15 protein-coding genes are annotated in these 14,161 nt (G+C 36.0%); 6 read left to right on the forward strand and 9 right to left on the reverse strand.

Features of this window, described 5'->3' with window-relative positions:
- Positions 1-3: 3 nt before the first annotated feature.
- Together M2265_RS24800 and cmk are read left to right on the forward strand one after the other, a co-directional pair.
- Positions 4-417 carry a hypothetical protein gene (locus M2265_RS24800; protein ID WP_021191794.1) on the forward strand — a complete coding sequence of 138 codons (414 nt, stop codon included), beginning with the start codon at positions 4-6 and terminating at the stop codon, positions 415-417.
- Positions 418-421: 4 nt separating this feature from the next.
- Complete coding sequence (gene cmk, locus M2265_RS24805) at positions 422-1,108, forward strand: (d)CMP kinase (RefSeq protein WP_132773133.1); 687 nt, start codon at positions 422-424, stop codon at positions 1,106-1,108.
- A 14-nt stretch (positions 1,109-1,122) separates the two neighbouring features.
- On the opposite strand, the gene M2265_RS24810 is transcribed toward cmk, so the two are convergent.
- The 4 genes from M2265_RS24810 to M2265_RS24825 form a co-directional block, all read right to left on the reverse strand.
- Positions 1,123-1,416, reverse strand: a complete 294-nt coding sequence (locus M2265_RS24810) for a hypothetical protein (RefSeq protein ID WP_021191795.1) — start codon at positions 1,414-1,416, stop codon at positions 1,123-1,125.
- Positions 1,417-1,532: 116 nt separating this feature from the next.
- Complete coding sequence (locus M2265_RS24815; protein ID WP_132773131.1) at positions 1,533-2,732, reverse strand: pyridoxal phosphate-dependent aminotransferase; 1,200 nt, start codon at positions 2,730-2,732, stop codon at positions 1,533-1,535.
- A gap of 96 nt (positions 2,733-2,828) precedes the next feature.
- On the reverse strand, positions 2,829-3,203 hold the full coding sequence (locus tag M2265_RS24820; protein WP_021191797.1) for a DUF1573 domain-containing protein: 375 nt from the start codon (positions 3,201-3,203) through the stop codon (positions 2,829-2,831).
- Between the two features lie 126 nt (positions 3,204-3,329).
- Positions 3,330-4,295, reverse strand: coding sequence for a KpsF/GutQ family sugar-phosphate isomerase (locus M2265_RS24825; RefSeq protein ID WP_132773129.1), 966 nt, complete (start codon positions 4,293-4,295; stop codon positions 3,330-3,332).
- A 99-nt stretch (positions 4,296-4,394) separates the two neighbouring features.
- On the opposite strand from M2265_RS24825, the gene recQ reads away from it, so the two are divergent.
- The 3 genes from recQ (at position 4,395) to M2265_RS24840 (ending at position 8,682) form a co-directional block, all read left to right on the forward strand.
- A complete protein-coding gene (recQ, locus tag M2265_RS24830) occupies positions 4,395-6,584 on the forward strand; it encodes a DNA helicase RecQ (protein ID WP_132773128.1) in 2,190 nt (729 codons plus the stop codon).
- A gap of 15 nt (positions 6,585-6,599) precedes the next feature.
- A complete protein-coding gene (gene kdsA, locus M2265_RS24835) occupies positions 6,600-7,415 on the forward strand; it encodes a 3-deoxy-8-phosphooctulonate synthase (RefSeq protein WP_132773126.1) in 816 nt (271 codons plus the stop codon).
- 175 nt (positions 7,416-7,590) lie between these two features.
- Positions 7,591-8,682, forward strand: a complete 1,092-nt coding sequence (locus M2265_RS24840) for an SGNH/GDSL hydrolase family protein (protein ID WP_132773124.1) — start codon at positions 7,591-7,593, stop codon at positions 8,680-8,682.
- Positions 8,683-8,871: 189 nt separating this feature from the next.
- Here the strand turns inward: M2265_RS24840 and M2265_RS24845 are convergent, their stop codons facing one another.
- Positions 8,872-10,053: an NAD(P)/FAD-dependent oxidoreductase gene (locus tag M2265_RS24845; protein ID WP_132773122.1), complete on the reverse strand. Its 1,182-nt coding sequence runs from the start codon at positions 10,051-10,053 to the stop codon at positions 8,872-8,874.
- Positions 10,054-10,327: 274 nt separating this feature from the next.
- Here M2265_RS24845 and M2265_RS24850 point away from each other — a divergent pair, with 274 nt between their 5' ends.
- On the forward strand, positions 10,328-10,549 hold the full coding sequence (locus tag M2265_RS24850) for a hypothetical protein (RefSeq protein WP_132773120.1): 222 nt from the start codon (positions 10,328-10,330) through the stop codon (positions 10,547-10,549).
- 62 nt (positions 10,550-10,611) lie between these two features.
- Here the strand turns inward: M2265_RS24850 and M2265_RS24855 are convergent, their stop codons facing one another.
- From M2265_RS24855 to M2265_RS24870, 4 genes are all read right to left on the reverse strand, one after another.
- Complete coding sequence (locus M2265_RS24855; protein WP_132773118.1) at positions 10,612-11,934, reverse strand: serine hydrolase domain-containing protein; 1,323 nt, start codon at positions 11,932-11,934, stop codon at positions 10,612-10,614.
- The gene (locus M2265_RS24860) at positions 11,931-12,542 is read right to left on the reverse strand and encodes an HAAS signaling domain-containing protein (protein WP_132773116.1); all 612 of its coding nucleotides are present in this window, start codon (positions 12,540-12,542) and stop codon (positions 11,931-11,933) included. The genes M2265_RS24855 and M2265_RS24860 overlap by 4 nt, the downstream gene beginning before the upstream one ends.
- Position 12,543: 1 nt before the next feature.
- Positions 12,544-12,876, reverse strand: a complete 333-nt coding sequence (locus M2265_RS24865; RefSeq protein WP_132773114.1) for a PadR family transcriptional regulator — start codon at positions 12,874-12,876, stop codon at positions 12,544-12,546.
- Between the two features lie 261 nt (positions 12,877-13,137).
- Positions 13,138-13,779 (reverse strand): DNA alkylation repair protein, encoded by a 642-nt coding sequence (locus tag M2265_RS24870; protein WP_132773113.1) that lies wholly within the window; start codon positions 13,777-13,779, stop codon positions 13,138-13,140.
- Between the last annotated feature and the right edge of the window lie 382 nt (positions 13,780-14,161).

Here is a 14,161-nt window from a genome sequence, read left to right on the forward strand (position 1 = left end):
GAAATGAAAAAGGATTTACCTGAAAACATTGTTCAAAATATTACGATTGCTGTTGTTTTGGAGAGTGAAAGCCCGGAGTCAAAAGTTTGGAATGTTTATTTAATTAATGAAAAGAATCAAGAAATTCAAAATGTCTTGGTTACTTCAAAAGGTTATGGCGAAAAGGATGGTGCAAATGTGATCACAAGCACATTACGTCATTTTATCGGTAATGTTGCTCCACATTCTTTCGAAAAAATCGAAGCTATTGATGAACAGGTATTCGGTTTAACCAATGAATATTGGTTAAGCTTTTATATTGATAATATTATTTACGATAAGAAATACATCTTCCTACCTGAAAGCATTATAGAAGGGAATTTAATACTGGTTCCTTTAGTGAATAAGCTTGGGGTGATTATTGGGGGGATGAATTAGTTTTATGACAACAAGACATAACTTTATTATCGCTATTGATGGTTTTTCATCATGTGGTAAAAGTACAGTGGCAAAAGCACTGGCCAAAAAATTAAAATTTGTTTTCATTGACAGTGGTGCAATGTACCGTGCTGTGACACTTTATTTTCTCAGAGAGGGAATAGATATGAAAGATGATAAAGCAATAGCTGAGGCGTTGGAAAATATTCATATCGATTTCATTCCTAATGTTGATAAAACTGAGATTCATCTTAATGATGAAGATATATCGGATGAGATCCGTCAGATGTATATTTCGGATATGGTGAGTGAAGTGAGTACAATAAAAGCTGTGCGTCAAGCCATGGTAAAACAACAGCAGAAATTAGGGCGGAGACGTAATATCGTGATGGATGGTCGCGATATAGGCACAACTGTATTTCCGGATGCAGATATGAAAATTTTTATGACAGCGGATCCGCAAGTACGTGCTAATCGACGTTATTTAGAATTGACCAATAAGGGAGAGCAGGTGACGATCGATGAAATTGTTAAGAATCTGGCACATCGTGATCATATTGACAGTACCAGGGAAGAAAGTCCTTTGCGTAAAGCGGAAGATGCCATTGTATTGGATAATTCTTATATGAGTCAAGAAGATCAATTGACATTTGTCATTGATGAATATACAAAAAGAAGAGCTTCCAAATAGGAAACTCTTCTTTTTTATTTAATGCTATTGATCTGTTGTTGTTCTTTTAGTTTCGCAACATTGTTTTTCTCTCCAAATTCTTCTGTTTTTTCTTGGAAAGAATCTAATAGTTGACGGATTGCATCTGAATTGTCTGCTGTACGTTGAAAAATATCCGGTAGAATCTTTTCTAGATTTTGGTCTCCAAGTTCGATATTATCCACCTCGATTTTCCCAATTTTTTCTAATACGGCTTGCTGACTTTTCCTAACATCTTCTAATTCTCTCGCAATTTTTTCCATCAATTCAAATTTCTTCAATTTATCCATATTATATAAAATTTAGTGATCAATTACTATATATAACGTATAAAGTGGTCAAAATGTTTTAAATAAAAAAGGGTTGCTCATTTGAGCAACCCTTTTTTATCGTCTATACTCACTGATTAGTTTGTACGGCCTGGATAAACTTCCAGTCCTTTTTCTAAGCAGGTCAATGCTTTTTTTAGATCGTTCTGATTAAGAACGTATGCTAGTCGAACTTCGTTGATTCCGGCACCTGGAGTGCTGTAGAAGCCTGTTGCAGGAGCCATCATAACCGTTTCATTTTCGTATGCAAACTCTTCTAGCATCCATTGACAGAATTTATCTGCGTTATCGATCGGTAGTTTTGCTACAACGTAAAATGCGCCACCTGGATTAGGTGAAAATGCACCTTCAATTTTATTTAAGCCGTTGACTAAAGTATCACGACGTGCAGTATACTCTTCAGACACTGCCTCAAAATAACTATCTGGTGTATCTACAGCTGCTTCACCTGCAATTTGTCCTTCCAAAGAAGGGCTTAAACGCGCTTGTGCAAACTTTAGAGCGACTTGGTACAGTTCTTTATTCTTTGTGATTAAGCAACCTATTCTGGCACCACATGCTGAGTAACGTTTTGAAACGGTATCAAAAACAACAACATGTTGTTCCAGTCCCTCCAGATGCATAGGTGAAATGAATTCACGCCCATCATAACAGAATTCGCGGTAGGCTTCATCAGAGAATAAGTATAAATCATATTTTAAACAAAGCTCACGCAATGCTTCTAGTTCTTCTCTAGAATACAAATAACCTGTAGGGTTGTTCGGATTACAGATCGCAATCGCTTTTGTTTTTTCAGTGATTACTTTTTCAAACTCCGCAATAGAAGGTAAAGCGAATCCATTGTCGATATAAGACATGATCGGTTTTACCACAATGTCTGACGAGCATGCGAAGCCGTTGTAATTGGCATAGAAAGGCTCAGGAATGATTACTTCTTCACCCGGGTTAAGACAAGCTTGCATCGCAATCATAATCGCTTCAGAGCCACCGTTTGTCACTAAAATATCAGTAGGTTCGATATTGTAGTTTAATTTATTGTAGTATGTCGTCAGTTTATTGCGGTAAGATGCTGTTCCTTCAGATGCCGTATAGGCCCAAACTTTGAAATCAATGTTTTTTAATGCATTGAGCATTACTTCTGGCGTTTCAATGTCCGGCTGTCCGATATTTAAATGATAGATTTTTTTCCCTTCTTTTTTTGCTTGATCAGCGAAAGGTGTTAGTTTTCTAATTGGGGATGCGGGCATGTTATACCCTTTTTCTGATATTGATGGCATTATTTTATATAAATTAGCGAAACAAATCTACTGAATTAAAACTAAAAAAGCCACTTTACTTGAAGTGGCTTTTCTTTAATTATGTACGCAAAGTAATTATTCTACAATTCCTTTGATGTATAAAGTTTTTACAGGTGTTTTTGTGTTCGATGTTACTGTAAAGCTTTTTGTAAAAGGTGCTTTTGAAGCAGCGTTGAAAGTAACTTTAATTGTTCCTGTGTCACCGGGTTTGATTGGTGTTTTTGTAAATTCTGCTACTGAACATCCACATGAAGGCTTAACATCAGAAATAATGATAGGCTCACTTCCTGCATTCGAAAATTTGAAACTGTATGATACTGGAGTTCCTTGTGCGATCTTTCCAAAATCATGTGTTTCTTTTTCAAATTTAAATTCGCTCTGACTTGTTTGCATTGCAGTAAATCCTACAAATGCAATAATAACAGTTAATACGGCTAAAAACTTTTTCATATCTTCTTCTTCTTAATTTGTTAACTATGCTCTTTGATAATGTCAAACAACGTACCAAAATAGAAATTTTAATACGTAATTGCCTTAGAAAAGAACGCGATAACAATAATATTACATTATGTATGACTAGATTATTCCTTCTTTTAATAAATCTTGAATATGTATGATGCCATCATACATATTTCCTTGTAAAACAATTAATTGAGACACGTTATTCTGACGCATCATATGCAGCGCATTTACAGCAAGCTCTGATTTGTCGATCGTTTTAGGATGTGTCCCCATAATATCGCTCGCAGTTAATCCTGTAAGATCTTCATGATTTTCAAGCATACGGCGAATATCCCCATCGGTAATGATGCCCACAATCTTTTCATCTTGCAATACTGCAACAGCACCTAATCTGTTTTGTGTGATGGTCAGTATGATTTCTCTGATAGTGGCATTACTTGGGATTTTTGGTTTTTCATTTTGATCGGAGAGATCCGCTACTTTTAGGTATAATTTTTTACCTAGCGCACCTCCTGGATGGTATTTTGCAAAATCCTGATCTGAAAAATCGCGACATTCCTGCAGACATACCGCCAGTGCATCGCCCATTGCTAGCTGAGCAGTGGTACTTGAGGTAGGAGCAAGATTGTTAGGGCATGCTTCTTTTTCAACAGTGGTGTCCAGTACGTAATCCGCTTGTTCAGCCAGATAAGAATTGATATTTCCTACCAGAGCGACCAATGTATTTCCGGTCTGCTTCAAGAAAGGCACCAGGACTTTGATTTCAGGAGTTGTACCACTTTTTGAAATTGCGATGATTAAATCTTGGTTTTGAATGATCCCTAAATCACCATGAATGGCATCGGCTGCGTGCATGAAAATGGAGGGTGTTCCAGTCGAATTCATTGTCGCAACAATCTTTTGTGCGATAATAGCACTTTTTCCTATTCCAGTGACAATAACACGGCCTTGTAAGTTAATTATATGTTTAACCACGTTAACAAAGTCGTCGTCAATCCGTTGTGATAAATCAGCTACCGCTTTAGCTTCTTCTTGTATAGCTTGGATAGCTATATTTTTTATATCGATGTTGCTTTTCACAAAAAAAATATCTACTTTTATATTAAAGAATGAATACAAAAATAGGTTATTTTACAGATTTTTTGGTCATTTATCTATCTTATTTTTGCCCGAGGCTCGATGGAAATAGAAAAATCACTTTTCGACAATTTACAAGATTTTTTTGGTTTTGATACTTTTAAGGGGGATCAAGAAGCAATCATAACAAATGTACTACAGAGAAAGGACACATTTGTCATAATGCCTACTGGGGGTGGTAAATCCATCTGTTACCAGTTGCCGGCATTGATGAGTGAGGGGACAGCGATTGTCATTTCACCGTTAATTGCCTTGATGAAAAACCAAGTTGATCAGCTTCGCGCATTTGGCGGAGAGGATAGTATTGCTCACTTTTTAAATTCTTCATTGAACAAAGGTGATATCATGCGTGTCAAACAGGATGTTACAGCAGGGAAAACAAAATTACTTTATGTAGCACCAGAATCGCTTTCGAAATTGGAGAATGTCGAGTTTCTGAAGCAGATTACGGTATCTTTTGTTGCTGTCGATGAAGCCCATTGTATCTCCGAATGGGGACATGACTTCCGTCCGGAATACCGCAAGATTCGTCAGGTTATCAATGGTATAGGTGAAAAAATACCCATTATTGCATTGACAGCTACAGCTACACCTAAGGTGCAGTCAGATATTCGTAAGAATCTTCAAATGAATGATGCTATGCTCTTTAAATCTTCATTTAACAGAGGTAACTTATTCTACGAAGTAAGGCCGAAGAAAAATGTCGTTAAAGAAATTGTTCGTTTTATAAAAGGACAGTCTGGTAAAACAGGTATCATCTATTGCTTGAGCCGTAAGAAGGTTGAAGAAATTAGTGAAGTTCTTAATATCAATGGAATCAAAGCACTTCCTTATCATGCTGGATTGGATGCGAAAACACGCGCCGATACACAGGATAAGTTTTTGATGGAAGATGTCGAAGTTATCGTAGCAACGATAGCATTCGGTATGGGTATTGATAAGCCCGATGTACGTTTTGTGATTCACCATGACATTCCAAAATCTATGGAAGGTTATTACCAAGAAACTGGTCGTGCTGGACGTGATGGTGGAGAAGGTCTATGTTTAGCTTTTTATTCGGAGAAAGACGTTGAGAAATTAACGAAATTCATGAAGGATAAGCCCGTTGCTGAAAGGGAAATCGGAACACAAATTTTAAAAGAAGTTATTGATTATTCAGAATCTGCAGTCTGTCGTCGTAAACAAATTCTACATTATTTTGGTGAGAATTTTGACGAAACCGGATGTAGTAATATGTGTGATAATTGTCGTGCTCAAAAAACTTATTTTGAAGCAGAACAATCGTTATTTGAAGTTCTTTCTTTTATTAAAGAACAAGGTGAAAACTTTGACGATCTACACGTGATCAATGTCATGGTGGGTCAGAATAATCAACCTGTTTCTGCTTATAAACATGATGAGCATCCTTTGTTCGGAAAAGGTAAAGATAAAGGAGTAGTGTATTGGGAATCATTGGTTCGTCAAGCGGTGCTCAATAACTTTCTAGCAAAGGATATTGATCATTATGGCTTATTAAAGATGACGGACATTGGTCGTCATTACCTGGAAAATCCGTATGCACTGAAATTTGTGATGAACCGTCCTTTGGATTTTTCAGATGATTCATCATCTGAAGATGCTGGACATTCAACAGGCGCTTTAGATACGGAGCTATTGAAAATGCTGAAAGATCTTCGTAAAAAGATTGCGAAATCAAAGTCACTTCCTCCGTTTGTTATTTTTCAAGATCCATCATTGGATGAAATGTGTACGCATTATCCCGTCTCATTGGACGAACTGAAACAGATACAGGGTGTCGGTAACGGCAAAGCAGTTAAATTTGGCGCTCAGTTTGTAGAATTGATCAAGGCGTATGTCGAAGAAAATGATATTGATCGTCCGGTAGATTTAGTTATAAAAGGTACAGCAAATAAATCAGCGCTTAAGGTCGCGATTATTCAAAATATAGACCGTAAAATTGGTTTAGATGATATCGCAGCCGCAAAAGGAATTAGCTATGAAGAATTGTTGAAAGAAGTAGAAACAATTGTAAATGCTGGTACCAAACTTAATATCGGATATTTCGTTGATGAGATGATCGATCAAGATCGTCAAGATGAAGTCTACGATTATTTTAAGCAAGCAGATTCGGATTCTATTGATGAAGCTTTAAAAGATTTAGGTGGAGATGATTATTCGTATGAAGATATTCAACTGATGCGAATAAAGTTCATGTCTGAATTAGGGAATTAGAAACGCATATATTAAATGATAAATACAGTACTACCTCAAATTAAAAATGGAGATTCGACGAATTTCTTTTTAATGGCAGGACCATGTGCGATAGAGGGAGAAGAAATCGCTTTAAGAATCGCAGAGAAAATCGTAACCATTACAGACCGCTTAAATATTCCTTATATATTTAAAGGATCTTACCGTAAAGCAAATCGTTCGCGTGTTGATTCTTTTACAGGAATAGGTGATGAGAAAGCTTTGCGTATTTTAGAGAAGGTTGGTAAAACATTTGGTGTACCCACTGTAACAGATATTCATGAAAGTCATGAAGCAGCTTTAGCTGCAGCATATGTTGATGTTCTACAGATTCCAGCTTTTTTATGTCGCCAAACAGAATTGCTTGTTGCAGCAGCGCAGACTGGAAAGGTAGTGAACATTAAAAAAGGACAATTTTTAAATGCAGCATCGATGAAGTTTGCTGTTGATAAAGTTATTGACTCGGGCAATAAGAACGTGTTATTAACAGATCGCGGTAATACATTTGGTTACCAGGATTTAATTGTTGATTTCAGAGGAATTCCAGAGATGAGAGGTTTTGGTGTACCAACTATTATGGACTGTACACACTCTTTGCAACAGCCAAATCAAACTTCTGGCGTAACGGGTGGTAAACCTGAATTGATAGAAACGATCGCAAAAGCTGCAATAGCAGTTGGAGCTGATGGTTTATTTATTGAGACTCATCCAAATCCAGCACAAGCAAAATCTGATGGCGCTAATATGCTACATTTAGATTACTTAGAAGACTTAATGGAAAAGTTAGTTCGTGTAAGACAAGCTATTCTTTAATTAAAGAGCTTTTATCATAAAGAAAAGTCATCGTTCTAAACGATGACTTTTTTTTATGCACTTATTTCTTGTTGCCTCGATGAATTCTTTATGGCAACTAAAGTAATTCGAATGATACAAAAGAATTATTTCTATTTATCCTGATAATTGGTAGATTTGGTTTTCAATCTAAATTATGAAATTAAACTTAGTTTTATCTTTTGCCAGTCTATTTGTTGCTTTTAGTTCATTTGCTCAACAATCGATCAACTGGAATGATCCGCTTAAAAATAAGGTGATTCAAGGACGTATTCATACGGAAGAATTATCGAATTATTACCGTTTGCCCGAGAGCTTGAAAAGTCAGGTGCGATCTCCTGTATGGAGCTTAGGTACCAATAGTGCCGGTTTGTATGTTGACTTTCAGACCGATGCGGAAGCCATTAAAGTACGCTATAAAGTAAGCGGATCTTTAAATATGCCACATATGCCTACGATTGGTGTTAGTGGTGTCGATTTATATGCGCAAGATGATAGGGGTAATTGGAACTGGGCATTTGGTAACTATAATTTTGCTGATACGGTAACCTATAATTATAAAGCATTAGGCAAAAATTCAAATTTTACTTATCGCTTATACCTGCCTTTATACAATACAGTGGAATGGTTGGAAATAGGAGTAGGGTCGGATAAGAGTTTTAAATTTGTTGTTCAAGAAGGTAAGCCAGTTGTTGTTTACGGAACTTCAATCGCTCAAGGCGCATGTGCTACTAGACCTGGATTAGCCTGGAGTAATATGCTAGGTAGAGCTATTAAAAACCCAGTCATCAATGTTGCCTTTTCGGGTAATGGTCGTTTAGAACAACCTATTATCGATCATATCAATCAAGTGGATGCTGCTGTTTTTATATTGGACTGTATTCCAAATCTAGCTTTAACGAAAGATAGAACTGCACAGCAACTGGATTCTTTACTGTCTAATGCAGTTACCGAAATTCGAAAAAAACATCCGAAGACACCGATTATTGTTACCGAGCATAGCTCAGGATTTAATAACGCCATCTTCAATTTAGATATTAACGAAGAATATAAAAAGAGCAGTGCTGTCGCTAACCAATTTGTAAATCGTATTAAGCAATCTGGAGATAAAAATCTCTATCTATTAACAAATAAGGAAATTGGTTTAGATATTAATTCAACCGTAGATTCTGCTCATCCAAATGATATCGGAATGAAAAAAATAGCCGATGCTTATCAAAAATTGATCAATAAGGTTGTTAAAAAGTAAACGTAGTTTTATTGCGACCAAATGGGCCATTATCATGATTCATTAAGCGTCCAATTGCTAGCATTAGATGCTTAATTACAGTTTGTGTTATAGCTGTAATTAAGCATTTTTTATGTGCTTCAAGTTAGAAGCCTATTCATAGAAGGGACTTGGAGCATAAGTTCGTCCTCCTTGCGATAATCAAAACCCTTAAATTGTTAAAGGGTGATTTTTACTGATCGATGTAGCAACCCAAACACCTGTACTAAAACAAGCTTGTAGCAGATATCCGCCTGTTGGTGCTTCCCAGTCTAGCATTTCGCCGGCACAGTATACCAAAGGAAATTTATGTAATGAAAGGTCTTTATTCAGTTCATTAAAGGGTATACCTCCAGCTGTAGAGATCACCTCATCTAAGGGTCTTAATCCTGATACTTGAATAGGGTAGTTTTTAATGTGCTTTCCCAGGGCTATTGGATCTGTGAAAGATTGTTTATCCAATTTCTTTAATAGCGCAACTGCAGTGGATGAAAGTTTAAGTTTGTTTTTTAATAGTGAGCTTATATTTCCGCCAGATTGCATCTGCTTTAAAATTGCATCTAATGACACATTGGGCTTGAGATCAATATGAAGTGTAATCGGGAATTTGTATGGTCTGCTGTAGCGGTTCATATAATAGAGCGGACTCCCTTCTATTCCATAGGTTGTAAATACAATTTCTCCTAATTTGCTCGTGCCGTTAAATGCGACCTGAATGTTTTTTAACACCTGTCCCTCTAGATCGCTCAGGTCATTGGTCGTATTATATCCCGAATTGGCCGCTTGTAAAGGGGTAATTTTTATCTTTTTATTTGTCAGAACCGGAATCCATGAAGCATCTGATCCTGTTTTTTTCCATGAACCACCACCTAGTGTCAAGATGAGCTGACGATAACTTTTGCGGACAACTTCTTTGTTGTGCAGCAATATGACAGAATTTGCATCAAAATCCACGAAACTGTACTCATAGTTAATGATGACTCCCAGTTGATTGAGATGATCTAGCCATGCTTGTAAAACTTGGATGGGTTTTATATGTTTTTCGGGAAATATTTTTCCAGAACTGCCAACATATGTCGGAATTCCGATTGATGAAAGCCATTCCACAGTAGCATTATTATCAAAATGGCGTACGATCTTTTGGATTTCCGCGGCATCATATTGAGTAACGAAGTTTTCTATTTGCTCACTATGCGTTAGGTTAAATCCGCCATGACCAGCGACTAAGAATTTTCTTGCCGCAGCTTTATTTTTTTCATAGATGTGTACCTGATAACCTCTTGTTGCCAGTTGTTGCGCAGCCATCAGTCCAGCTGGACCAGCACCAATGATGATAATAGGATCTTCGTTCATGATCTGCAAAAATAGGCATTTACGACTAGGAATAAACTAAATTGACCGGAAATATAAATACGGGCCTATATAGTGTGGATGTTTACCGCAAATCTATGATCATCTGTTATGATAGTAGGATTTTCTATTTTTAAATTTAGCTGTTGTTTAATGCGACATTACCATAGCTATTAAGAAAGCTTTCGTGTCAATTTTTCTCAAGAGAATAGGGGGAAATTATGAATTGGAATAAGAATTTGATTTTTGTATATTTAGTTAAAAAATATATCTTCATATGGCTAAATCAATTAAACTAACTCAAAGGGTTAAAAAAGGTGATGAAGTAGTAGAAAGACCCATCTTTTTTATAGCCGAAAACATTGTTCATTTTGTTCAAAATGAATATCAGGGAAGGACCTTGACTACTATATTTTGTATTGTTTCGTCAACGCACGGAACGACGTCTTTTGATGTTATTGAAACGGCAGAAGAGGTTGATAGATTGATCAATTTGTAATAACTGAAAAACCCGACCTATTGTCGGGTTTTTATTATTCAGGATGTCCTCTGGATAGAAACTTATTTTTCTTTATTAAAGATGTATTGTCCACCACCTTGTTTAAGAATCATTACGTTCTCTGCAGGTTTAAATTCGAGTACAATTCCAGCCTTATCAAATTTGAATATATTTTCCGCAGTACATTCAAGTTGCATGGATGCTTGTCCGTCAGCTTGCGCAGTTAAATTTTTGCCATCATTGGTAATTGTTATTTTTATGGGTATTTGAGCGGATGCATAAACTCCGTTATACTTTGCCAGTTCCTCAGCATTTATTTGATATGTTGTAAATTCGGGAATTTCAAAAGGTTTACCGAATATGGCATTCAAAACAGTCACAGCTACTTCATTATTGTTATAATTGGAACCATTTGAAGTCAGTGCAAAAGATATGTGATCGCTCGGAAAGTAAGAAAATACTGCGGTGAACTTATCTATTCCGCCACGATGACCAAATCCTTGCCTGTCATAAAAGGGTTGTTTAAAAAGTCCCAGACCATGTCCATCTTGGATGTTTTCCATTAATGCCAGACTTTCGGCTTTTAATATCTTTCCTGAAAAAAGTGCGTCGCTAAATTTTATCAGATCAAGCGGATTAGAAACAATTCCTCCAGCTCCTAAAGGAATTGATGTGTCGGTTTCTTTGGCAGCTATCCAGTTGTCTTCAAAGGTGTATGATTTTGCCTCATTATTTGAAGTATTAATTGAACCTCCGAAATAAGTATTCTTGAGCGAGAATGGATCAGTAATACATTTTTTCAAAAGTGTTGCATAGGGCGTTTTGTAAGTTTTCTCAAGAATATAAGTTAATAATACATAGTTTGAATTGCTATATTCCGATTTTGTATCAGGTTGAAAGTCAGAACCTCCTTTTTCAATAAATGCCATCATTTCCTTTTCGCTTTTGGGAGTATAGCACCAGTTAACGTAATTTTCATCATCCGTAAAGTCATGGATACCACTTCTATGGCTAAGCAAATGACCAATTGTTATGGCAGATGCATTTGTTAAGGAAGGAAAGAATTTATCAATATGCTGAGCGAGGTCCAGTTTTTTTTCCTCAACTGCTTTCATGATCAATACTGCAGTAAACGTTTTAGAGATTGAACCGATTCTATATTTGGTATTAGCATTCGATCTGGTATTATTTTCAAAATTGCAATAACCTATGGATCTACTGTAGATAATTTTTTCATTTTTCGACACTGCAACAGTTCCCATAAATTTATTAGCTTTCTCCAGGGAACTGAAATACAAATCGAGTTTGTTCGTGTCAAATTGTTGCGCATTTGTCAATGTCGAAACAAAAAAACAGGATAACAAGAAGAGATATTTTTTCATCATAACGGTTTGTGGTTTATATTTTTTTTCAATTTTAACAGTAAGGTTAATAGTATATATAATGTGATCGAGGCTACAACCATTAAAGGGATAAACCAATTTCCTAAGCGCTCATATTGAAGATAACTGACACCATCTGAATTATTATATTGCCCGAGTATAAAGATGTCCTTTGCACGATAAAAGAGTCCCACGTGATCCGGGTCGATCAGTTTAGCAATGATTAAAAAAAGAAATCCAAATAAGAATAGATATAGTATTGCAAATATTATATAGGAAATTCCGTTACTAATATTTAATGTTAAAGCCTTCACTATTTCGAGAGGATTGAAAGTACGTGTTGCTTCCTCCAGTTTCTTATTTGCTATAAGAGGTTTTAGAAATTCTTCCGGTTGTCCGAGTTTTTCTAAAATATCTAATAAATGTTCCACTTCGTCCCGACCATTGGGATTATCTGAAAAGCCTTCGAAAAGATGACTGTTTATCTCTAGTAAAATTTCCTGTTGATTTTGTTCATTTAATACCTTAACAGTATTTCGGACACGTTTAAGGTAATCTCGGTATATCCGTGTACAATTCCTGTTTTCAAATTCTATTTCTTTAAACTTCATATTAGATTGAATTGATGGTTTCGTTTAATGTGATCCAGTATTTTTTCATCTCTTCGGCTGTTTCCTGACCTAAACTTGTGATGTTGTAATATTTTCTGGGAATTCCTGAATTTTGTTCTACCCATTTATAGTCAACAAGTTTTTCATCTTTAAGTCTGTTCATCAACGGATATAATGTGCCCTCCGCGATTTCAATGGCCGTCCTTTTTTTTATTTCGTTAATTAGATCATAGCCATAATATTCACGCTTATCCATTAAGATCCTCAAAACAACAAAAGATAAGGTTCCCTTTTTGAGCTGTGAAGTCCATTTATTTACAAAGTCATTATCCATGGAGCTAAGCTAAAGAAAATACATAGTATAACAAAGTACTTGGTTTAAAATTGTTTATTTTTTTTGAATTGATATAGGATTTAGAGGTAAACTATTTTTGAGGTAACCAGTATACGATATCTGCAGCGATATGGAGGGATTCAATAGTTGATTTTAGTCGTGAGCACTAAAAATAGCAATAGCGTTAGGATAGGAGATTATTAGTGATCCTATCATAACGCATTGAATTGATCTATTGTTGATTAGAAATTGTTAACTGGATTATAAATTTCGTTTGTTGCTTTCTATAGCAATGAATTCTGGTAAATAATTTGGTGTACAGCCTTTTGATACCATATCACCTTTATAGAGGCCTGTTTTTTCTCCGATTGCAATACACCGATCTCGGTATTGTTTTTCATAAACGCCAATCCATCCTGCTAGGAAATTCATTGCCCATTGTACTTCTGGCTCTTCTCTAGCAATTTTGGCTTCTATTTTATTTAATAATTCTAGTGAATTAGGAGGAGGTATTTGTCCTGTCCATCTTAAACGGGCTTGGTAATACCAGAATATCCGCCTTTGTAGCGGTGATACACTATTTTGCCAGGATTCAATAAGTGCAATCGTTTTTTTGTCTTTAGTCAGTTGGTTTGCCATAAGCCAATCCATAAGCTGATTCCGTTCTTCGGCTGGATGCATAAGCATATCCTGATCGAGCTGATTGACGGTGTCTTGTGCAATGCGCTTATTATCCATAATCAGAATGGCCAATAGCCTTGCTAAAAAATTAGGTGTAGACCATAACTCCAGTGCTAATTCGTGATCTTTTTTGATCTCCTTCGCAATTTTTCTTAAGTCTCCAAGCTTAGTTGTTGTGCTGATCTGACTTAGAATATGCTCTGTTTTTGACGAAAGTTTCATGACAATTCTTTTTAATATTGAATACCTAGAAATTCAACGTTAAGTTATCAAAAACAATTTACTCTTTTTTAACGAATTCCTTGATCATGATTATGGATTCTTACCTCTTTGCAGTGCAATAGGGTATCAAGCTATTTCATTGTTTATGGGCTTTCTTATAACTTACGTTTACAAAAGTCCATAAACAATAAAACTTTGGCTACGGATTCCTGATCAATCCTTTTTATAATCAAGGACATAGGTTGATTGCTCATGATGGTGGCTTTTTTGGAGCTAAAGGTGGGGTCGTGGAAATACGAAAAAACTATTTAAATGAACCCAAAGGGGAATAGTAGAACAATTCACAAAGTAGTTCATTTTATCGAGACCCTAGATGACCAAA

The organism is Sphingobacterium kitahiroshimense (assembly GCF_025961315.1).
Taxonomy (GTDB): domain Bacteria; phylum Bacteroidota; class Bacteroidia; order Sphingobacteriales; family Sphingobacteriaceae; genus Sphingobacterium; species Sphingobacterium anhuiense.